The sequence below is a fragment of the Pseudooceanicola nitratireducens genome (assembly GCF_900109195.1).
Classification (GTDB): Bacteria; Pseudomonadota; Alphaproteobacteria; order Rhodobacterales; family Rhodobacteraceae; genus Pseudooceanicola; species Pseudooceanicola nitratireducens.
Window position 1 is genome coordinate 836,248 of sequence record NZ_FNZG01000001.1, and the last position, 21,557, is coordinate 857,804.

Consider the following 21,557-nt stretch of genomic DNA (forward strand, 5'->3'; position numbering starts at 1 on the left):
CGCATGGCGCGCTATTGGATCAAGGGTGAGAGTTTTTGGTGGGGGGCGCCTCAGCGCCCCCGCAGGCGGGGGTCGAGCGCATCGCGCAGCCCGTCGCCCAGGTAGTTCACCGACAGCACGGTGAGCGAGATCGCCAGGCCCGGCAGGACCACTCGTTCCGGGTTCTGCTGCATGTAGTCGACACCGTCAAAAAGCAGGCGTCCCCAGGTCGGGAAGTCCGGCGGGAAGCCGAGGCCGAGGAAGGACAAGGCGCTTTCGGTGATGATGGCATTGGCGATGCCGAGCGTCGCCGAGACCACGATCGGAGAGATCACGTTGGGCAGGATGTGCCGGGTGATCATCTTGGCATTCGTCGTGCCGATCGACCGGGCCGCCAGCACGAATTCGCGTTCCTTCAGGGCCAGCACGTCGCCGCGCACGATCCGCGCCGTGGGCATCCAGGAGGTCACCCCGATGGCCACCACGATCAGGATGAAGATGCCCGTCTCGGGGCCGAAGGCCGCGTTCAGCGGTTCGCGGAACAGCAGCACCATCACCAGCAGAAGCGGCAGCAGAGGCAGCGCCAGGAACAGGTCGGTCGAGCGCATCAGCAGGTTGTCGAACGCCTTGAAATAGCCGGCCAGCACGCCCACGAGCGAGCCGAGGAATAGCGCCAGCAGCATCGCCGTGATCCCGACCGAAAGAGACACCTGCCCCCCGGCCATCAGCCGGGCCAGCATGTCGCGGCCCAGCTGGTCGGTGCCGAAGGGATGCGCCAGGCTGGGGCCCTGGTTGCGGGCACGGATGTCGATGAAAGTGGCGTCGATGCTCCAGGCCAGGGGGGCCAGGAAGACCAGCGCCAGGATCAGCAGGAAGACGAAGCCGCCGGCCATTGCGCCCTTGTGGTGGCGGAACTGGCTCCAGACCTCGGCCCATTGGCTGCGCGGCGGCGCAGAGGGCAGGGGGGCGGCCAGGATGTCGGCAGCACCAGCTTCGCCGGGGCCAGGCATGGGGCCAGGCATGTGGTCCGGACCGGTCTGGCTCTGAGGTGTCTTGTCGTCAGTCATAGCGGATCCTCGGGTCCAGGATGCCGTAAAGCACGTCGGCGATGAGGTTGAAGAGCACGATCAGCACCGCGAAGATGAAGGTCAGCGTCTGCACCATCGGCAGGTCATTGGCCTGGATCGCGGTGATCAGCAGCTGGCCGATCCCGTTCACCTTGAAGACCTGCTCGGTGATGATCGCGCCGCCGAAGATCTGCGGGATGCCAAGGGCAATCACCGTGACCACCGGGATCATCGAATTGCGCAGCACATGCGACAGGACCACGACCTTTTCGCCCAGGCCCTTGGCGCGCGCCGTGCGCACGTAATCCTGGTTCAGGTTGTCCAGCATAGAGGCCCGCATGAACCGCGCGATCTGTGCGGTGATCTGCAGCGCCAGCACCATGACCGGCAGGATCATCTGGCGCAGCTGCACCACGAATGTGTCCCAGTCCACCACCTTGTGCGTCGTGTCGTAGATCGACGGGAACCAGCCCAGGTTGACCGAGAAGATCACGATCACCAGCACGCCGGAAAAGAACGGCGGCACCGAAAATCCGATCATTGAAACGAAGGTCCCGACATTGTCGAAAACCGAATATTGCCGATAGGCGGAATAGATCCCGATCGGCAGGGCGATCAGCACCGCGACCACATAGGCCGTGCCGACAACCCAGAGCGTCTGGGGCAGGCGCTGGACCACGATGTCCATGATCGGCGACCGGGTCTGCCAGGACAGGGCGCGCAGCTCTCCCTCGGCTAGGGATGTCCCGAAGATCGCATCGAACAGCACCCGGGGTTCGACCCAGAAGAACTGCCGCAGCCATTTCCAGTATTGCACGTGCCAGGCATCGCCCAGGCCAAGCGCCTCGCGCATTTTCTGTTTCACTTCCGGCGGCACCGTCAGCGGCACGTTGGCCATGGGATCGCCCGGGGCCAGCATCAGCAGGCCGAAGATCACCAGCGAAATGAAAAGCAGCGTGGGTACGGCCAGGACCAGCCGTCTGATCGTGAAGGTCAGCATTCAAATCTACCCGTCGGAAGGAAGGCAGGTCGGGCGTGACGCCCCCCTGCGAGGGGCCGGGGACAGATCTGCCCCCGGCCTGGCTTGCATCAGTTCACGCGGTGCCAGTCGGCCACGTTCCACAGTTCCGAATCCCAGGTGTTCAGGATCACACCGCCCAGGGTGTTGGAATGTGCGGACACACGACCACGGTCGACCAGCGGCACGACGACATAGCTGTCCTTCGTCAGCATGTCGTTCAGCTTCTTGGCGATCTCGGCACGTTTGTCGAGCTCACCGGTCTTGCCCAGCTCGGCCACGAGGGCGTCGTATTCCGGGTCGCAGAAGCGGTTGATGTTCTCGCCCTGCCACTGCGAGGACGGCTTGGGCGCCTTTTCGCAGGTGTGCTGGGCCAGGTAGCTTTCCGGATCGGTGCCGTCGAAGTTGTTGGCGTACATTTCCACGTCCGCATAGAACTTCTGGAAGGTGTCGGGCGAACCCGGGTCACCGCCGAAGAAGACCGAACCCGAGATGTTGCGCAGCTCGGTTTCGACGCCGATCTCGCTCCACCACTGTTTGATCAGGGCCTGGAAGTCCTGGCGCACGGCGTTGGTCGAGGTCTGGTAGAGCAGCTTCAGCTTCATCCCGTCCTTTTCGCGGACGCCATCGGCGCCAACGGTCCAGCCGGCCTCTTCCAGCAGCGCCTTGGCACCTTCGATGTCCTGGGTCAGACATTCGGTGTTGTCCGAGGCGTAGATCTCGGGTGCGGGCACCAGGTTACAGGTCGGGCGACCGGCCTGGCCATAGCCGATTTCCACCAGAAGCGGACGGTCGATGGCCATCGACAGCGCCTTGCGGACCTTGATGTCCGACAGGATCGGGTGCGGATGCGCTTCGGTTGCGCGTTCGCCCTCGGGCAGGTTCGGCGAGGGATCGGTCATGTTCATCTCGATCCGTTCCACCAGGGTGCCGAAGGCCGAAACGGGCGTACCCTTGCCGCCTTCTGCCATCTTCGCGATGACTTCGGGGGCCAGCTGCAGGTTCCAGGCATAGTCGAATTCGCCGGTTTCCAGAACCGCACGACCGGCCGCGGCCGCGTCACCGCCACCTTTCAGCGTGGCCGTGGCAAAGGCGGGCTTTGCCGCGTCACGGTAGTTGGGGTTGGCTTCCAGCGAGATCACGTCGTTCGGACGGAAATCGGTGACCACGAAGGGGCCGGTGCCGATCGGGGCAAAGTTCGCCTCGGTGCACTCGGGGGCCTTGGCACCCAGGCACTCGGCGAATTGTGCCGCCTGGATGATCGGGGCCTGGCCGCCCATGAACGCCTGGTAGGGGTTCGGCTTGGGTTCAGCAAAGTTGACCACGATGGTCAGGTCGTCCGGCGTCTCGATCGAGGAGATGCCCTCGAACTTGGCCAGCTGCGCGCAACCGCCTTCGGGATGCATGCAGTATTCCGCGGTAAAGGCCACGTCGGCCGAGGTCACGGGCGTGCCGTCGGACCACAGCAGGCCTTCCTTCAGTTTCCAGGTGATCTGTTTCAGATCCTCGGTCACGCCACCGTTTTCGATGGTCGGGATTTCCTGGGCCAGGTAGGGCACCATGTTGCCGTCCTGGTCGAACCGGCCAAGCGGTTCGATGACCATCGAGGCCGCTTCGATGTCCTTCGTCCCCGAGGACAGATAGGGCGTCATGATCGAGGGCGCTTGCCAATAGATGATATTGACGTGGCCGTCGGCACCGCGTTCGGCCATGGCCATGGGGGCCATGCCGGATACGGCAACTGCGCCAAGCAGCAGGGTTTTGAGTTTCATTTTCCTCTCCATTGTTGGATTGGCGGTTCCGGTTCTGATGCCGAAGTCGCCCCCGCGAGAAGAATGAGGGATAGGGAACACGTAAAACGTGCGCAAACCTGCGCGCCGAAGTGTCCTCACTAACCGATCACATTCCCGAGTGCGGCCATCGAAAAGCGGATTTGTCAAAATTGCAAGCCCACTTACCAGCGACGCCGGGGAAGCCGGTTCCGTCGTTTGACATTTTGCGCAAACCGTCGCTAGCGTCAGGGCGAACCCAACAGGATCGTCTCATGCTGGATCATACCACCGCCCCCCTCTCTGGGGAAAAAGACCCCATTGTGCGTATCGAAAACCTGCGCGTCGGCTTTCAAACCAAGGACGGAGAGGTCTTTGGCGTCGAGGATGTCTCGTTCTCGGTCTATCCCGGCGAAACCGTCTGTATCGTTGGCGAATCCGGGTCCGGCAAGTCGGTGTCATCGCTGTCGTTGATGCGCCTTGTGGAATTCGGCGGGGGTCAGATTGCGGGCGGACATCTGTTCTTTGACCGCGCCCAGGGCGACAGCCTGGATATCGCCGAGGCCGACCAGAGCCTGATGCGAACGATTCGCGGCAACGAGATCGGCATGATCTTCCAGGAACCGATGACGGCCCTGAACCCGGTCTTCACCATCGGCCGCCAGCTGACCGAAGGCCTGCGCCTGCACTTGGATCTCGACCGGGACGAGGCCGACGCCCGCGCGATCGAGCTGCTGCGAGAGGTCCGCATCCCCGAACCTGAGCGGCGCATGAAGCAATACCCGCATGAGTTGTCGGGCGGCATGCGCCAGCGTGTCGTGATCGCCATGGCCCTTGCCTGCAAGCCCCGCCTGCTGATCGCCGACGAACCCACCACCGCGCTGGACGTGACCATCCAGGCCGAGATCCTGGCCCTGATGGACCGCCTGAAACGCGAGACCGGCACGGCGGTGATGTTCATCACCCACGACATGGCCGTGGTGGCCCAGATGGCCGATCGCGTGGTGGTCATGTTCCGCGGCAACAAGGTCGAAGAAGGCCCGGTTGCCGAAATTTTCAACAACCCACAGCACAATTATACAAAGGCGCTTTTGGCGGCCGTGCCCAAGCTGGGCGAGATGACCGGCAAATCCGCCCCCGAACCGATGCGCCTGCTGGGGGCAGAGGACAAAGAGGTCAAGCCGATCCCGGGCACCCAGGAGGTGCTGCTGGAGGTCAAGAACCTGACCACGCGCTTCCCGGTGAAGGGCGGTTTCTTCCGCCGCACCGTGGCGCAGGTCCACGCGGTCGAGGACGTGTCGTTTACGATCAACAAGGGCCAGACCCTCAGCCTTGTGGGGGAATCCGGCTGCGGCAAATCCTCGGCCGGGCGGTCGATCCTGCGGCTGGTCGAACCCAATTCTGGCCAGGTGCGGCTGGGCGGCACCGACGTGATGGCCCTGAACCAGCGCGACCTGCGCCGCGCGCGGCTCGACATGCAGATGATCTTTCAGGATCCCTTCGCCTCTCTGAACCCGCAGATGATGCTGCGCGATCAGGTGGCGGAACCGATGTGGAACTTTGGCACCCTGCGCGGGCAGGCGATGGAGGACCGCATCGCCATGCTCTTCGACCGGGTGCATCTGCCGCGCAGCTTCATGCGCCGCTATCCGCACGAGCTTTCGGGCGGGCAGCGCCAGCGTGTCGCCATCGCCCGTGCCCTGGCGCTGAACCCCAAGCTGATCGTCGCCGACGAAGCGGTCTCGGCCCTCGATGTTTCGGTCCAGGCGCAGGTGCTGAACCTGATGATGGAGCTTCAGGCCGAACTGGGCCTGTCCTTCCTGTTCATCAGCCACGACATGGCCGTGGTCGAACGCGTCAGCCACCGCGTCGGCGTCATGTACCTGGGCCGCATCGTGGAAATCGGGTCGCGCCAGGCCGTTTTTGAAAATCCGCAACACCCCTATACCCGCGCCCTGATGAAGGCGGTCCCGATCGCGGATCCCGCCCGCCGCAAATCCGAGCGCGAGTTGAACTTCAAACCCATCCCGTCGCCCATCCATGACCTTGACTACCGGCCCGAAGCCTCGGCCTATGACAAGGTCGGCGACGATCATTTTGTCCTGACGACGGACAGCGGTTACTGAAAATGCCCCAAAAATTGACGCCCTACGCCCTCATGGAGAAGCTGGTCAGCTTCCCCACGGTCTCCCGCGACTCGAATCTGCCGCTGATCGACTGGGTGCAGGACTACCTGGACAGCCACGGCGTCCGCACCTTCCGCCACCTGCACGCCAGCGAACCCAAGGCCGGGCTCTGGGCCCATGCAGGGCCCTGGGAAGACGGCGGCGTGATCCTTTCAGGCCACACCGACGTGGTGCCGGTCGATGGCCAGGATTGGTCGACCGATCCCTTCACCGTGCACGAGGCCGACGGGAAATACTTCGGGCGCGGCGTCTGTGACATGAAAAGCTTTGACGCCCTTGCCATCTGGGCGCTGGTCGAGGCGCAGGAAAAGGGCGTCACGCGGCCGCTTCAGCTGGCCCTGACCTATGACGAAGAGGTCGGGCTGATCGGGGCGGACCCGCTGATCCGTGACGCCATAGGCCAGTTCCCCCGCGCCTCGGCCGCGATCATTGGCGAACCGACCGAAATGCAGGCCGTCACCGGCCACAAGGGCGGTATGGCCTGGGACATCCATGTCCAGGGCTTTGAAATCCATTCCTCGATTGCCTATCGCGGGGTGTCCGCGATCATGGAAGGCGCGCGGCTGATCCAATGGGCCAACGAGGTGAACGCCGAAAGCGCCGCCGCGACTCCCTCGGACATCAACGCGCCCTTCGATCCGCCCTGGTCGAACCTGCACGTGGGCATGATCGAAGGTGGGACCGCCCATAACATCACCGCCAAGGACTGCCATTTCGTCTTTTCGATCCGCATGGTGCCCGGCGACGATCCCAAGGCCTGGACCAAGCGCATCTTCGACAAGATCGCCGAGATCGAGGCGGACATGCAGAAGATCCAGCCCGACACGCGGATCACCGTGACCGAACGCTTTGCCGGGCCCGGGCTGATGGCCGAACCCGGCGGCACGGCCGAGACGCTGGTGCGCCAGCTGACCGGGGACAATGGCACCCATGTGGTCAGCTATGGCACCGAGGCGGGGTATTTCCAGGCGCATGGCTTCGACGCCGTCGTCTGCGGCCCCGGCAATATCGAACAGGCACACCAACCCGACGAATTCATTCAGATTTCCCAGTTCAACGCCGGCCATGACTTCATGCGCCGCCTGCTGGATCACCTGGACCAAAAGGGCTGACGGCAGGGTGCCGATCCAGACCCGAACAGAAGGACCCAAGACATGCCCGTGAAGAACCGCTTTGCAGAGCTGCTGCCCGAGATCACCGAATGGCGCCGTGACCTGCACGAAAACCCCGAGATCCTGTTCGACACCTTCCGCACCTCTGGCGTGGTCGAGGAGAAGCTGAAGGCTTTCGGCTGTGACGAGGTCGTCACCGGCCTGGGCCGCACCGGCGTTGTCGGCGTGATCAAGGGCAAGTCCATCGCCTCGGGCAAGGTGATCGGGCTGCGCGCCGACATGGACGCGCTGCCGATCCATGAACGGACCGGGGTCGACTATGCGTCCAAAACGCCGGGCGCGATGCATGCCTGCGGCCACGACGGCCACACCGCCATGCTGCTGGGGGCCGCCAAGTACCTGGCCGAGACGCGCAATTTCGACGGCACGGTCGTGGTGATCTTCCAACCCGCCGAAGAAGGCGGCGGCGGCGGACGCGAGATGTGCGCCGACGGCATGATGGACCGCTTCGGCATTCAAGAGGTCTATGGCCTGCACAACTGGCCCGGCCTGCCCGTGGGCAGCTTTGCCATCCGTCCCGGCCCGACCATGGCGGCGACTGACGAATTCACCATCGTGGTGAAGGGCAAGGGCGGCCATGGCGCGAAACCGCACCTGGCGATCGACCCGGTGGTCGCGGCCTCGAACGTGGTGCTGGCGCTGCAGTCGATCGTCAGCCGGACCAATGACCCGGTCGAGGCGGTGGTGGTCTCGGTCACCTCGTTCGAAACCTCGTCCAAGGCCTATAACGTCATCCCCGACAGCGTCGAGCTGCGCGGCACGATCCGCACGCTGACGCCGGAAAACCGCAAGATGACGGAAGAGAAGATCAAGTCGATCCCCGTCGCCGTGGCCCAGGCTTATGGGGCCGAGGCGCAGGTGACCTATCATTCGAACTATCCGCCGACGATCAATTCGCCCGAACAGACGGAATTCGCGGCCTCGGTCGCGGCTTCGGTCGCGGGAAGCTGTGGCGAGGCCGAGATGACCATGGGCGGAGAGGATTTTTCCTACATGCTGGAAGAACGTCCGGGGGCCTATATCTTCATGGGCAACGGCGACAGCGCTGACGTGCACCACCCCAAGTACAACTTCAACGACGAAGCCATCCCCGCAGGCTGTTCCTGGTGGGCCGGGATCGTCGAACAGCGGATGCCCGCGGCCTGACCCGCGCCGCTCTCCGCGCCCTTGCAGGCGCGGCTCGCGTAAAACAAAGCCCCCGGTGCCTTGCGCCGGGGGTTTTTCGTGCTCAGGCGGGGCGGTCCATCAGCTGGCGATAGATCGCGATCAGCGCTGCCGCTTCGCTTTCCAGCCGGAAATTGGCCAGGACATGGTCGCGGGCCTGTTGGCCCATCCGGGCCAGCGCGGCGCGGTCCGACAGCAGATCCTGCCCCGCCGCCCGCATCGCCGGAATGTCGTCGGGCGAGATCAGCGTGCCGGTCTGGCCCGGCACGATCAATTCCTCAAAGGCACCGACGCGGGTGGCGAGGACCGGCACACCGCAGGCCATGGCCTCGAGCGGGGTCAGGCCGAAGCCCTCCCACCTTTGCGGAGCGACATAAAGGTCGAGCACACGGTACCAGTCGGCCATCTGCCAGACCGGGACCTCGGGTTTGAACAACAGGCGATCCGCATGGCCGCGCGCCGTGACGCGGGCGCGCAGGTCCTGTTCGAACCCCTGGTGTTTTTCGGTGGCGCGGCCCATCACGATGCCGACCAGATCCGGCACCTGGTCCATCAGGTCGAGCATGGCATCGACGAAGGCAGCGGTGCCCTTCTGCGCCCGGATCCGCCCGTAACAGCCCGCGATCACGGCGTTTTCCGGCAGGTCCAGCGCGCGCCGCAGCGCCGCGCGGTCGGCGACGGGCGCAAACTGATCGCAGTCGATGCCGTGGTGGATGACGGTGGCCTCACGCTCCAGATAGCCGGCGGTTTTGGCCGAGGTGGCCACCACATGTTCCATCCGGCGGATCAGCCATTTCGTCAGCCCGCTGTGCTGCCGCTGCGACGCCGAGGTGAACATCAGCGCCAGGTCCTTGCGCAGCAGGTGCTTCAGCCCAAGGCCTGCGATCATCTCGACGTTGCGGCGGGCGTGCCAGACGCGCCGCCCCGAGGGGCCGCGCCGCGACATGGTCAGAAGCGAAGACAGCGGCACCTGCGGCACATCCTCGGGCAGCGCGGGGGCGGCGGCGGCAATGGCGATATCGCGCGCCTGAAGCGGCACCAGACGCACCACGGTCGAGGTCACGCCCGACAGCCGCCGTTTGAAGTTCGGGGCCAGCACGTCGATCTTGGAAATATCGGGCTGGGAGCCAGCGGACTGTGTCATCTTTATCCTTCCTCTGCGGCGGGCAGGGGTGCCTGCATCACCTGGGTCGACAGCAGCGCCGCCAGATCGTCCAGCGCCGCCCCATTGCGCCCGGCCAGATCGCGGGCGGCCTGACCCAGGGCGCGGGCCTCGTCAGGGGCAGTCAGCAGCGCGGCGACCTGTTTGCCCAGATCGGCGGGGCGTTTGGCAATGCGCAGGGCATCGGCGGCCAGGAATTCTGCATAGACGTCGGCGAAATTGGCATAGCGCGGGCCGGTCAGGATGGCACAGCCCGATTGCGCGGGCTCATAGGGGTTGTGCCCGCCCGCCTGCCCAAGCGACCCGCCCAGAAAGACCACCCGCGCCAGGGCATACCACAGCCCCATCTCGCCCAGGGTATCGGCCAGGTAGACATCGGCCATGGGGGCCTCGCCTGCCGACCGGCGCGCGACGCTGAAGCCTTCGTCGCGGATCAGGGTTGCGATCCCCTCGGCCCGTTCGGGATGGCGCGGCACCAGCACAAGGCGCAGATCGGGGAGGGTCTTGCGGGCGATGGCATGGGCCTTGAGCACCTGCTTTTCCTCGCCCTCATGGGTCGAGGCGGCGAGCCAGACCGGTCCGGGCAGGGCAGCCTGCATCTGCGCCAGCATCTCGGCATCGACCGGCAGCGGCGCGGCAAAGCTTTTCAGGTTCGGGCCCAGTTGCACGCGGGCCTCGTCGGCCCCGACGGAGCGCAGCCCGTCCAGCGTGGCCTGATCCTGGGTGCGGATCACCTGGAACAGCCCCAGAAGGAAGCGCGCCGTGTGATCGAACCGCTGCCAGTTCTTCAGCGTCGTCTTGGACATGCGCGCATTGACCAGCGCCAGGGGCACGTCCTGCGCCGCGGCCTCGACCAGCATCTGCGGCCAGATCTCGCTTTCCACAAAGATCCCCGCATCGGGCCGCCAGTGATCCAGAAAACGCCGCAGCGCCCCCGCCTGATCCAGCGGCGCAAACTGATGCACCATGCCCGGGCCCAGCCGTTTCGCCAGGATCTGCGCCGAACTGGCGGTTCCGGATGTGATCAGCACCGAGAGCCCGGGCCGCAGCGCCTGCATCCGCGCCGCCAGGCTGAGCACGGACAGGCTTTCCCCGACCGAGGCCGCATGGAACCAGGCCAGCGCGCCATCGGGCCGGGGCAGGGTGGCATGACCCAGCCTTTCGCGCTGACGCTCGGGCGCGATGCCGGACCGTGCCAGCTTGCGCGACACGCTGCGCCAGACCAGCGGCGCACTCAGCGCCGCGACGGCGCGGTAGAAGTGATAGAAAACAGTGCCTTGCGGCTGCATTGGGGAACCCTTAGCCGCCCGTGTGGCTCATGTGGCGGGACACCTGGCCATCGGCCCGTTGCCGGGAATAGTCGAAGTCATGGCCCTTGGGTTTCAGCGCGATTGCCTCTCGGATCGCCTGTTCCAGCAGGGCGTTGTCGTCGGGGCTGGCGCGCAGGGGCGCGCGCAGGTCGGCCACGTCTTCCTGGCCCAGGCACATGTAGATCTCGCCGGTGCAGGTGATCCGCACGCGGTTGCAGCTTTCGCAGAAATTATGGGTCAGCGGGGTGATGAACCCGATCTTCTGCCCGGTTTCCTGAAGCTGCACGTAACGCGCCGGCCCGCCCGAGCGTTCGGCCAGGTCGATCAGCGTGTAATGCTGGCTCAGATCGGCGCGCAGATCCTTCAGCGACCAGTACTGGCCGATGCGGTCCTCGTTTCCGAGATCGCCCATGGGCATGACCTCGATCCAGGTCAGGTCCATGTCGCGGGCGGCGCAGAATTCGGTCAGCGTCAGAAGTTCATCTTCGTTGAAGCCCTTCAGCGCAACGGCGTTAAGTTTTACCCGCAGCCCGGCCGCCTGGGCCGCATCCAACCCGCGCAGCACCTGGGGCAGGCGGCCCCATCTTGTGACCCGGGCGAATTTTTCCTCGTCCAGGGTGTCGAGCGAGACGTTGATGCGCCGCACCCCGGCCGCATACAGATCCTTGGCATAACGCTCCAGCTGCGACCCGTTGGTCGTCAGCGTCAGTTCCTTCAGCGCGCCGCTGTCCAGATGCCGCGACATCGACCGGAAAAACGTCAGGATATCACGCCGGACAAGCGGTTCGCCCCCGGTGATCCGCAGCTTTTCCACCCCCAGACCCACAAAGGTCGAACACAGCCGGTCGAGTTCCTCCAGCGTCAGAAGTTCCTTCTTGGGCAGAAAGGTCATGTTCTCGGCCATGCAATAGACACAGCGGAAATCGCACCGATCCGTCACCGAAACGCGGAGGTATGTGATCGCACGGGCGAAGGGATCGATCAAAGGGGCCGACATGGGGGGAATTTATGCGCGCGGAGGGGGCGGGGCAAGGGCGATAGTCTGCTGCATTGGTCGCGTGTCAGGTCAGGGGTATTGACGCGCGCCCCACAAGGCGCACCATCAGGGGCATGACACGTCTTCTGAGCCCCGTGATCAGTCTTGCGCTGATCCTGCCCCTTGCCCTGTCCGCCTGTGCCAATCTGCGCCAGGTCGGGCCGTCCCCTGCGCCTGTTGCCGATGCGGCGCCCTACGATGGGCCGCGTCCGCCCGGTCGGCCGGGCGATATGCCCGTGGCTGCGGAAGCGACCGGGCCGCTGAAAACGGGCGATCTGGGCGTGACCATCGCCTCGCTTGGCAATGCGGCGGAACCCGGGGTCTGGCTGAAGACGCCGCTGGTGCAGCAACCGGGCGAAGGGCAGGTCAGCTATCAGGGGCGCAGCGTGACGGCGCAGCTGATCCCGATTGCGGGGCCCGCAACGGCCGGTTCGCGCGCGTCCTTGCAGCTGATGCAACAACTGGGCGCGCCGCTGACCGGGTTGCCAGAGCTTCGTGTTAGCCGCTAAGCACCTGAAGGGTCAGCCTTTCAGGTATTTCCCGGCCTCTTTCCGGGCAAAGGCCTTCATCCCGTCGCCATGCGCGTCAAGAAAGGCAACGACACGCGGGGCGTCGTGTTTCGACAGATCGCGCAGCCACCAGGCGATGGCCTTTTGGATGAACCAGTCGCGGTCGGGCACATAGCCCGCCGCCCAGCCCAGCACACGGTCGCGCGCGGCGGCCTCATCGGCGCTTGGGTGGTTGGATTTCGTCAGATAGAGCGTTGCGATCAGCGCCGCCCGCCGGGTCCACATGTGGTCGGACTGGGTCCAGCCCTCGACAACGTCCAGCCGGGCCGGATCGGCCTGAAGCCGCCGCCCGATGGCGCTGCAGGCATGGTCGGCAATGGCCCAGGCGTCGAACTGCGGCACCCAGGATTGCAGCAGGTCCCAGACCGCATCATCGGGCCGGATCCGCGCCTGTGTCAGCAGCTTACCCGCCGCAATCCGCGCTTCGTGGATGTCACTGTCCCAAAGGCTTTCGGCCAGCGTAACCCGTTGATCCAGCGTCAGATCCTTGCGCCAGTCGCGGGTCAGGTCGTTCAGCGCCGGATTGGGCACGCCCATGTAGACGCGCGGTGCCTTGTGATAGGCGGCGGAGCCTTCGGCCCGCCCCGGTTCGACATGGGCGCGCATCTGGGTCAGCGCGCCGTCCAGATCCAGCGGGGCCGTCATTCGACGGTGACGGATTTGGCCAGGTTGCGCGGCTGGTCGACGTCCGTGCCCTTGGCGACGGCCGTGTGATAGGCCAGCTGCTGCGCCGGAATGGCATAGAGGATCGGGGCCAGAAGATCCTCGACCCCCGGCATCTCGATGCTGCGCCAGATGCCGTCGCCCGCCAGCTCGATCCCCTTGCGGTCGGACACCAGAAGCACCTTGCCACCGCGCGCCATGACCTCCTGCATGTTCGACACGGTCTTGTCGAACAGCGCATCGCGCGGGGCCATGACGACCACCGGCACATTCGGATCGATCAGCGCGATCGGCCCGTGCTTGAGTTCCCCGCTGGCATAGGCCTCGGCGTGGATATAGCTGATTTCCTTCAGCTTCAGCGCGCCTTCCAGTGCAAGGGGATACATCTGCCCCCGGCCCAGGAACAGCACGTCGCGCGCCTCGGCGAGTTCATGCGAGATCTGTTCGGTCACGCCTTCGCTGTCCAGCGCGATGTTCAGCCGCGCGGGCAGGCCGCGCAGCGCCGACACCAGGTCCGCCTGACGGTCGGCCGACAGGGTGCCACGCTGGCGTGCGGCCTCTAGCGCGAGGGTCAGCAGAACCGTCAGCTGGCAGGAAAACGCCTTGGTCGAGGCGACGCCGATCTCGACCCCCGCCAGGATCGGCAGGGCAATGTCGCTTTCCCGCGCGATCGAGCTTTCGGCGACGTTCACGACCGACACGATCTTTTTCGCCTTGCCCTGGCAATAACGCAGCGCGGCCAGCGTATCGGCGGTTTCGCCCGACTGGCTGACGAAAAGCGCGATCACGTCATCGCCCACGGGCGGTTCGCGATAGCGGAATTCCGAGGCCACATCGACCTCGACCGGGATGCCGGCGAGCTTTTCGATCCAGTATTTCGCCACGACACAGGCGTAATAGGCGGTGCCGCAGGCGACCATGACCATGCGGTTCACGCCGTCAAAGCTCAGGTTGTCCAGGCCCCGGATCTCGTGCCCGCTGGCCCCGAAGTAGTGGCCGATGGCTTCGGAAATGACCTGCGGCTGTTCCGCGATCTCCTTGGCCATGAAGTGCTTGTAACCGCCCTTGTCGACCTGCGCGCGGTCGCGCTGGATCTCGCGCATCTCGCGGTTGGCCAGCGCGCCTTCGGCATCGCGGATCTCGATGCTGGTGCGGGTGAGGACGGCCATGTCGCCCTCTTCCAGGTAAGTGACCTTGTCGGTCAGAGGGGCCAGGGCGATGGCATCCGACCCGACATAGTTCTCACCCTCGCCATGGCCGATGGCCAGGGGCGATCCCTTGCGGGCAGCGATCAACAGATCCTCTTCGCCTTCGAACAGAAAGGCCAGGGCAAAGGCCCCGTCCAGCCGCCGCAGGATCCGTTCCACCGCCGCGCGCGGGCTGTCGCCAGATTTCATGTGCTGATGCACCATCAGGGCGATGGTTTCGGTGTCGGTCTCGGTCTGGATCTCGACGCCCTGCGCCACCAGTTCGGCGCGCAATTCGCGGTAGTTCTCGATGATGCCGTTGTGCACGACCGCAACCGGGCCGGCCTGATGCGGATGGGCATTGCGGGTCGAAGGTTCGCCATGGGTCGCCCATCTGGTGTGCCCGATGCCCGACTTGCCCGCCAGCGGCTGATGCACCAGCAGATCCGACAGGTTCACCAGCTTGCCGACCGCGCGGCGGCGATCCAGCGCACCGTCATGGACGGTGGCGATGCCGGCGCTGTCATAGCCGCGATATTCCAGCCGTTTCAGGGCCTCGACCAGAAAGGGCGCGGCCTCGTGCGATCCCAGATATCCGATAATTCCACACATTTACTCGGCCCCTTGCTGCTTTTTGGCCTTCTGTGCCTTCAGCATTTCGAACAATTTCCGTGCCAGCCCCGGTTTGGTCACCTGCTTGGCCCGACCGATGGCCAGGGCCCCCGGTTCGACGTCCTGCGTGATCACGGAGCCAGAGCCCGTCATCGCATCATCCCCGATCGAGACAGGCGCCACCAACATCGTCGAGGACCCGATGAAGGCCCGCGCGCCGATCCGGGTCTGATGTTTCATGACCCCGTCGTAATTGCAGGTCACCGTGCCCGCGCCAAGGTTGGCTTCCTCTCCAACTTCCGCGTCTCCAACATAGGTCAGGTGGTTGATCTTGGCACCCCGATCCACGCGAGAGGCCTTGATCTCAACGAAGTTGCCGATCTTCACGTCCTCGGCCAGTTCGGCACCGGGACGCAGGCGGGCATAGGGGCCGACAACGGACCCACGGCTGACGTGGCAGCCTTCCAGATGCGAAAACGGCCGGACGGTGACACCGGATTCCACCGAAGCCCCGGGGCCGAAGACCACATTGGGTTCCACCACGCTGTCACGGCCGATCACGGTATCAAAAGCGAAATGCACGGTGTCGGGGGCGATCAGGGTCACGCCGTCCTCCAGCGCCTCGGTGCGGCGACGGGCCTGGAAGAGCGCCTCGGCCGCGGAAAGTTCCGCACGGGAGTTCACTCCAAGGGTCTCGGCCTCGTCACAGGTGACGGCCCCGGCGGACAGCCCGCGCCCGCGGGCCAACCCGATGATGTCGGTCAGGTAATATTCGCCAGAGGCATTGTCGTTGCCGACCGCGTCGATCAGGTCGAACAGAACCTGCGCATTGGCGGCGATCACGCCGGAATTGCAAAGGGTTATGCGGCGCTCTTCTTCGGTCGCGTCCTTGAACTCAACGATCCGTTCAAGATTTTTCCCGTCCATCACCAGCCGCCCGTAGCGGCCCGGGTCCGCGGCCTCGAAGCCCAGCACGACCACGTCATGGGCGGCGCGCGCCTCGCGCATCTTTTCCAGCGTCTCGGTCTGCACGAAAGGCGTGTCGCCATAAAGCACGATCACATCGCCCTCGAACCCCTCAAGCGCGCTGCGCGCCTGGGCGACCGCATGGGCGGTGCCCAGCTGTTCGCCTTGCTCGGCGATGTCGACCATGGGCTGATAGTCCAGCGCGGCCTTGCCAACGGCCTCTCCTCCGTGGCCGGTGACCACGACGATGCGCGACGGGTCCTGGAATTCCGCCGCGCGGATGGCATGCACCAGCATGGGCGCGCCGCCGATCTGATGCAGAACCTTGGGCAGGTCGGAGTTCATCCGCGTCCCTTGCCCGGCCGCCAGGATGACGAAAGCGATGCTCATATGACCTGTGTCCTCGATCTTCTGCTCTGATGCCACGCCCCGGATCGCCCGGGGAACAAGGCCTGATTGTCTTTCACTCGGGGCCGTTTTATCCAACTGCTGTCAGCGTGCAAGGGCGCGCCGGATCAACTTGGGTTTCGGACCCGTAACAGGAGAGCAGCGGATGACCACCATCGTTTTCGATCTGGACGGGACCCTGGCCGACACCAGTGGCGACCTGCTGGCCGCGGCCAATGCCTGCTTTCGCGATCTTGGCCACGGGGACGTTCTGCTACCCTCGGATGCAGGCACTGCGCTGCGCGGCGGACGGGCCATGTTGCGCCTTGGAATGGGCCGGATCGGACGCGTCGGGGACGAGGCGGAAATCGACCGCCAGTACCCCCGTCTGCTACAAGCCTACGAGGCGGATATCGCCCATCATACAGTGCTTTACCCGGGCGCGATGGAGGCGGTGACTGCCCTGAAATCCGCCGGCCATCCGGTCGCCATCTGCACCAACAAACCCGAGGGGCTGGCGCGCATCCTGTTAAGCGAACTGAATGTTCTGGATGCTTTCGACGCGCTGATCGGGGCCGATACATTGCCCGTGCGCAAACCCGATCCGGAACCGCTGCGCGAAGCGGTCCGGCGCGCCGGCGGGGATCCGCTTGCCTGTTGTCTGGTCGGAGACAGCGACACCGACCGCAACACCGCCAGGGCGGCGGGCGTGCCCTCGATCCTGGTGACCTTCGGGCCAAGCGGCGAGGACATGGCCGCGCTGGAACCCGAGGCGCTGCTGCACCACTTCGACGATCTGCCGGGCCTGATTGCCACGCTGACGCGGTGAAATACCCGGGCCCGCACGCCAAGGATTGACCGGACCGCGCCCCGGACCTACCCGGGGAAGGACCCGGCCACAGGGCCGGAGCCGCCATGGGAAGTGATGCCCGATGTCCCAGACGTCCGCCCCAACACCTGTCCTGTCGCCCGCCACGGCAAGGCGCTCGACCATCTTCATCTTTGTGACGGTGCTGATCGACATGATCGGCATCGGGCTGATCTGGCCCGTGGTCCCGGCGCTTTTGCAGGACGTGGGCGGAGTCGATCTGGCGGATGCCACGGTGATCGGCGGCTGGATGTTCGCGGCCTATGCGTTGGCGCAATTCCTGGGCGGGCCGCTGATGGGCAACCTGTCGGACGCCTATGGGCGGCGGCCCCTGCTGCTGCTGGCGATCGGCGGGCTGGCCGTGGATTACGTCTTTTCCGCCCTGGCCCCGACCGTCTGGCTGCTGATCCTGGGCCGGGCCATCGCGGGGTTCTGCGGGGCCTCGCATGTCATCGCGACGGCCTTCCTGACCGACATCACCCCGCCCGAGGGCCGCGCCCGCGCCTTCGGCCTGATCGGCGCAGCCTTTGGCATGGGGTTTGTCATCGGCCCGGCCATTGGCGGGCTTCTGGGTGAACTTGGCCCCCGCGTGCCCTTCTGGGCGGCGGCCGCGCTGGCCGGGGCAAATTTCATCTTCGGCTACCTGATCCTGCCGGAATCCCTGCCGCCCGAGAAACGCCGCCCCTTCCGCTGGCGCAGGTCCAACCCCTTCTCGGTGCTGATGATCTTTCGCGGTTACCCTTCGGTTCTGCCGATGACGATGGTGCTTGCGCTCTATTTCTTTGCGGGCAACGTCTATCCGACGCTCTGGTCCTTCTGGGGCATCGCCACCTTCGGCTGGAGCGAGGCGATGATCGGCGCGACCCTGGCGATGTTCGGCGTCATGGCGGCGCTGGTGCAGGGCGGGCTGTCGGGGCCTTTGGTGAAACGCTTCGGAGAAGGCCGCATGGTGGTCTTCGGGCTGATCGTCGGCACCACCGGGGCGACGTGCTTTGCCTTTACGCAAAGCTTCACCTGGGTGCTGGTCCTGCTGCCGATCGTGGCCTTCGAAGGGCTGGTGCACCCCTGTATCACCGCGCTGATGACCCGTGACGTGCCCGACGATGCCCAGGGGGAACTCCAGGGCGGGCTGGCCAGCATCACCAATCTGTCGACGCTGTTTTCCGCGCTGTTCTTCACCCAGCTTTTCGGCTGGTCCGTCCGGCCCGAGGCCGCGCAGCCTTGGCCCGGCGCGGCCTTCCTTGTGGCGGGGGCGCTGATGGGGCTTGCGCTGCTGCTGTTCCTCGTGGTGAATCGACGCTCAGACCCCAGGGCGGCGGATCGCTGATCCATCGCCGCCCCAGACCCGCGCAGGAGGCCGCATGACCGAAAGGTTCACAGGCAACTTCACCCAGCAGGAGCCGATCCCAGACGCCGCCATCGACGCCGCGATGGAGGTCCTGCGCTCGGGTCGGCTGCACCGCTACAACACTGCGGAAGGCGAGGCCGGGGAAACCGCGCTGCTGGAGCAGGAGTTCGCCGCCGCCATGGGCGCGCGCTATGCGCTGGCCACGGCTTCGGGCGGGTCGGCCATCGCCACCGCCCTGCGCGCGGTGCAGGTCCAGCCCGGCGAAGAAGTCCTGACCAACGCCTTCACCCTGGCCCCGGTGCCCGGGGCGATTGCCTCGCTCGGTGCGGTGCCGGTCTATGTCGGCGTGACCGAGGGGCTGGTGATCGACATCGACCACCTGCAGACGTTGGCCGAGACCGGCACATACCGCGTGTTGCTGCTGTCGCACATGCGCGGGCATATCTGCGACATGGACCGGCTGATGGCGATCTGCGATGCCGCCGGGATCCTCGTGATCGAGGATTGCGCCCATACCATGGGCGGGGCCTGGGATGGCACCATGTCCGGCCAGCACGGCGCAATGGCCTGTTATTCCACGCAGACCTACAAGCACATGAACTCGGGCGAGGGCGGATTTCTGACTTCGGACGATCCCGACCTGATGGCGCGGGCCATCGTGTTGTCGGGCAGCTACATGCTGTATGACCGGCACCTGGCCGCGCCGGGGCCAGAGCATTTTGAACAGGTGAAATACGTCACGCCCAATATCTCGGGGCGGATGGACAACCTGCGCGCCGCGATCCTGCGCCCACAGCTGCGCGCGCTTCAGGACCAGTGCGACCGCTGGAACGACCGCTACCGCCGGGTCGAGGATGGGTTGCGCGGCACCCCCGGACTGAGTGTCATCGAACGCCCTGCGAAAGAGCGCTACGTCGGGTCCTCGATCCAGTTTCTGCTGCTGGACTGGTCCGACAAGGCCGTGAACGAGGTGCTGCGCCGTTGCGCTGCCCGCGGGGTCGAGCTGAAGTGGTTCGGCGGGGCCGAGCCCGTGGGCTTCACCTCTCGTTATGACAGCTGGCGCTATGCCCCGTCGCAGCCCATGCCGCGCACCGACCGGGTGCTGAAGGGCATCGTCGACATGCGCCTGCCGCTGACCTTTTCCCTGCAGGACTGCGATCTTCTGGCCCGCATTATCCGGGCCGAGGTCGGCGCGGTGTTTCAAAGCAGCTGAACGGCACCGCCCAAGCGCTGAACGCAGAAAGGCCCCGGACGTCTCTGGGGCCTTTCTGTTTGATCTTGTTGATCTTGCGGGGATCTCAATGCCTCCGCATCAGAAGCTGATGGATCCATGTTCGCCCATGTCCGGCGTGTCGTCCGACATGTTCGCCTTGGCGATCTGGTACAGGAACCCGGCCGCGCCGTCGGTCGCCCAGATCTCGCCCCGCGTCGGGCGGAAGGCCAGCAGGCGCACGTCGTCGTCTTCGCGGCCGTCCTCGAACCAGGCGGCGGCGACGGGGGACCACAGTTCATCCAGCTTGGCGGAATTGTCGGCCTGGGTCAGGCTGCCTTCGACCGTGCCATACAGCTTTGCGCCGCTGTCACCGTAGATCAGGCGCACGGTGCCGGCCCCATTGGCCGCCGTCTGCGCATCCGTACCTTCGGCGGTGATGAACCAGATGACGCCTTCGTCCTTGTCGGCATAGGGCGACATCGGCACCGCGCGGCCGTCGATTTCCATCAGAACGGCGCGGGCGTCGCCGGCGCGGTCCCAGAAGGTTTCCTTCAGATTGTGCACATGATCTTTCATCTCCAACTCCTTTGTCTGGGGTCATCTGCCCCGTTGAAAGGCCAACGCCCGAACCGCGCCGATGTTCCTGCCTCTTGACCCGACTCACGCGCTGTGATCCATATATGAACAAGTGTTCAATAAACGGGAGGAGGGGCCCATGTTCACCGCATCGATGAAATTCGATCTGGGCGAGGACGTGAACGCGCTGCGCGAGATGGTGCATCGCTTTGCGCAGGAACGGATCAAGCCGATGGCGGCGAAGATCGACGCCGACAATGAATTCCCGGCCGAGCTGTGGAAGGAAATGGGCGACCTGGGCCTGCTGGGGATCACCGTTCCCGAAGAATTCGGCGGATCCGGCATGTCCTACCTGGCGCATGTGATCGCGGTCGAGGAAATCGCCCGTGCCAGCGCCTCGGTCTCTTTGTCCTACGGCGCGCATTCGAACCTTTGCGTCAACCAGATCAAGCTGAACGGCACCGAAGAACAGAAGGCCAGGTTCCTGCCCGGCCTCGTCTCGGGCGATCACGTGGGCGCGCTGGCCATGTCGGAACCCGCCGCCGGATCCGACGTGGTGTCGATGAAGCTGCGTGCCGAAAAGCGCAATGATCACTACCGGTTGAACGGTGGCAAGTACTGGATCACCAACGGTCCTGATGCCGACACGCTGGTCGTCTATGCCAAAACCGACCCCGACGCCGGGTCCAGGGGCATCACCGCCTTCCTGATCGAAAAGTCGATGAAGGGCTTCTCGACCTCGCCGCATTTCGACAAGCTGGGCATGCGGGGATCGAACACGGCCGAGCTGATCTTCGAGGACGTCGAAGTGCCCTTCGAAAACGTCCTGGGCGAAGAGGGCAAGGGCGTGCGCGTGCTGATGTCGGGGCTCGATTACGAACGCGTCGTGCTCTCGGGGATTGGCACCGGCATCATGGCCGCCTGCCTGGACGAGATCATGCCCTACATGCGCGACCGCACCCAGTTCGGCCAGTCCATCGGGGACTTCCAGCTGATGCAGGGCAAGATGGCCGACATGTACACCAAGATGAACTCGGCCCGCGCCTATGTCTACGAGGTCGCCAAGGCCTGTGACCGGGGCGAGGTGATGCGCCAGGACGCCGCCGCCTGCGTGCTTTACGCCTCGGAAGAGGCGATGGTCGTGGCGCATCAGGCTGTTCAGGCCATGGGCGGGGCAGGGTATCTGAACGACAACCCCGTTGGCAGGATCTTCCGCGACGCCAAGCTGATGGAGATCGGGGCCGGCACGTCGGAAATCCGCCGCATGCTGATCGGCCGCGAAATGATGGCCTCGATGAGGTGACC

18 protein-coding genes are annotated in these 21,557 nt (G+C 65.1%); 8 read left to right on the forward strand and 10 right to left on the reverse strand.

Annotated elements, in window-relative coordinates:
• Window positions 1-50: 50 nt before the first annotated feature.
• The 3 genes from BMX99_RS03880 to BMX99_RS03890 form a co-directional block, all read right to left on the reverse strand.
• Window positions 51-989 (reverse strand): ABC transporter permease, encoded by a 939-nt coding sequence (locus BMX99_RS03880; protein WP_093448445.1) that lies wholly within the window; start codon window positions 987-989, stop codon window positions 51-53.
• 49 nt (window positions 990-1,038) lie between these two features.
• A complete protein-coding gene (locus BMX99_RS03885) occupies window positions 1,039-2,046 on the reverse strand; it encodes an ABC transporter permease (RefSeq protein ID WP_093447463.1) in 1,008 nt (335 codons plus the stop codon).
• An 89-nt stretch (window positions 2,047-2,135) separates the two neighbouring features.
• Window positions 2,136-3,836 (reverse strand): peptide ABC transporter substrate-binding protein, encoded by a 1,701-nt coding sequence (locus BMX99_RS03890; RefSeq protein ID WP_093447466.1) that lies wholly within the window; start codon window positions 3,834-3,836, stop codon window positions 2,136-2,138.
• A 272-nt stretch (window positions 3,837-4,108) separates the two neighbouring features.
• Here BMX99_RS03890 and BMX99_RS03895 point away from each other — a divergent pair, with 272 nt between their 5' ends.
• Genes BMX99_RS03895 through BMX99_RS03905 form a run of 3 tightly spaced genes read left to right on the forward strand, consistent with a single transcriptional unit; the run spans window position 4,109 to window position 8,337 of the window.
• Window positions 4,109-5,959 carry an ABC transporter ATP-binding protein gene (locus BMX99_RS03895; RefSeq protein ID WP_093447469.1) on the forward strand — a complete coding sequence of 617 codons (1,851 nt, stop codon included), beginning with the start codon at window positions 4,109-4,111 and terminating at the stop codon, window positions 5,957-5,959.
• A 2-nt stretch (window positions 5,960-5,961) separates the two neighbouring features.
• Window positions 5,962-7,131 carry an acetylornithine deacetylase gene (gene argE, locus BMX99_RS03900; RefSeq protein WP_093447472.1) on the forward strand — a complete coding sequence of 390 codons (1,170 nt, stop codon included), beginning with the start codon at window positions 5,962-5,964 and terminating at the stop codon, window positions 7,129-7,131.
• Between the two features lie 42 nt (window positions 7,132-7,173).
• On the forward strand, window positions 7,174-8,337 hold the full coding sequence (locus tag BMX99_RS03905) for a M20 aminoacylase family protein (protein WP_093447475.1): 1,164 nt from the start codon (window positions 7,174-7,176) through the stop codon (window positions 8,335-8,337).
• An 82-nt stretch (window positions 8,338-8,419) separates the two neighbouring features.
• Here BMX99_RS03905 and BMX99_RS03910 read toward each other — a convergent pair whose 3' ends face one another.
• From BMX99_RS03910 to moaA, 3 genes are read right to left on the reverse strand one after another with little or no spacing between them, the layout of a single operon-like run.
• Window positions 8,420-9,499: a glycosyltransferase family 4 protein gene (locus tag BMX99_RS03910; protein ID WP_093447478.1), complete on the reverse strand. Its 1,080-nt coding sequence runs from the start codon at window positions 9,497-9,499 to the stop codon at window positions 8,420-8,422.
• 2 nt (window positions 9,500-9,501) lie between these two features.
• Complete coding sequence (locus BMX99_RS03915) at window positions 9,502-10,806, reverse strand: 3-deoxy-D-manno-octulosonic acid transferase (RefSeq protein WP_093447481.1); 1,305 nt, start codon at window positions 10,804-10,806, stop codon at window positions 9,502-9,504.
• Between the two features lie 10 nt (window positions 10,807-10,816).
• Window positions 10,817-11,824 (reverse strand): GTP 3',8-cyclase MoaA, encoded by a 1,008-nt coding sequence (moaA, locus tag BMX99_RS03920; RefSeq protein ID WP_093447484.1) that lies wholly within the window; start codon window positions 11,822-11,824, stop codon window positions 10,817-10,819.
• A gap of 113 nt (window positions 11,825-11,937) precedes the next feature.
• On the opposite strand from moaA, the gene BMX99_RS03925 reads away from it, so the two are divergent.
• On the forward strand, window positions 11,938-12,372 hold the full coding sequence (locus tag BMX99_RS03925) for a hypothetical protein (RefSeq protein WP_093447487.1): 435 nt from the start codon (window positions 11,938-11,940) through the stop codon (window positions 12,370-12,372).
• A gap of 12 nt (window positions 12,373-12,384) precedes the next feature.
• Here BMX99_RS03925 and BMX99_RS03930 read toward each other — a convergent pair whose 3' ends face one another.
• From BMX99_RS03930 to glmU, 3 genes are read right to left on the reverse strand one after another with little or no spacing between them, the layout of a single operon-like run.
• Window positions 12,385-13,077 carry a DNA alkylation repair protein gene (locus BMX99_RS03930; RefSeq protein ID WP_170848787.1) on the reverse strand — a complete coding sequence of 231 codons (693 nt, stop codon included), beginning with the start codon at window positions 13,075-13,077 and terminating at the stop codon, window positions 12,385-12,387.
• Window positions 13,074-14,894 (reverse strand): glutamine--fructose-6-phosphate transaminase (isomerizing), encoded by a 1,821-nt coding sequence (glmS, locus tag BMX99_RS03935; RefSeq protein ID WP_093447490.1) that lies wholly within the window; start codon window positions 14,892-14,894, stop codon window positions 13,074-13,076. The genes BMX99_RS03930 and glmS overlap by 4 nt, the downstream gene beginning before the upstream one ends.
• Window positions 14,895-16,250: a bifunctional UDP-N-acetylglucosamine diphosphorylase/glucosamine-1-phosphate N-acetyltransferase GlmU gene (gene glmU / locus BMX99_RS03940; RefSeq protein ID WP_093447493.1), complete on the reverse strand. Its 1,356-nt coding sequence runs from the start codon at window positions 16,248-16,250 to the stop codon at window positions 14,895-14,897.
• Between the two features lie 163 nt (window positions 16,251-16,413).
• Between glmU and BMX99_RS03945 the strand changes: the two genes are divergently transcribed.
• The 3 genes from BMX99_RS03945 to BMX99_RS03955 all read left to right on the forward strand — a co-directional run bounded on the left by BMX99_RS03945 (window position 16,414) and on the right by BMX99_RS03955 (window position 19,676).
• Complete coding sequence (locus BMX99_RS03945) at window positions 16,414-17,076, forward strand: HAD-IA family hydrolase (protein ID WP_093447496.1); 663 nt, start codon at window positions 16,414-16,416, stop codon at window positions 17,074-17,076.
• 103 nt (window positions 17,077-17,179) lie between these two features.
• Window positions 17,180-18,442, forward strand: coding sequence for a TCR/Tet family MFS transporter (locus BMX99_RS03950; RefSeq protein ID WP_093447499.1), 1,263 nt, complete (start codon window positions 17,180-17,182; stop codon window positions 18,440-18,442).
• Between the two features lie 34 nt (window positions 18,443-18,476).
• On the forward strand, window positions 18,477-19,676 hold the full coding sequence (locus BMX99_RS03955; protein ID WP_093447501.1) for a DegT/DnrJ/EryC1/StrS family aminotransferase: 1,200 nt from the start codon (window positions 18,477-18,479) through the stop codon (window positions 19,674-19,676).
• A 99-nt stretch (window positions 19,677-19,775) separates the two neighbouring features.
• Here BMX99_RS03955 and BMX99_RS03960 read toward each other — a convergent pair whose 3' ends face one another.
• The gene (locus BMX99_RS03960; RefSeq protein ID WP_093447504.1) at window positions 19,776-20,252 is read right to left on the reverse strand and encodes a pyridoxamine 5'-phosphate oxidase family protein; all 477 of its coding nucleotides are present in this window, start codon (window positions 20,250-20,252) and stop codon (window positions 19,776-19,778) included.
• Window positions 20,253-20,391: 139 nt separating this feature from the next.
• Here BMX99_RS03960 and BMX99_RS03965 point away from each other — a divergent pair, with 139 nt between their 5' ends.
• Window positions 20,392-21,555: an isovaleryl-CoA dehydrogenase gene (locus tag BMX99_RS03965; RefSeq protein ID WP_093447507.1), complete on the forward strand. Its 1,164-nt coding sequence runs from the start codon at window positions 20,392-20,394 to the stop codon at window positions 21,553-21,555.
• The last annotated feature ends 2 nt before the right edge of the window (window positions 21,556-21,557 follow it).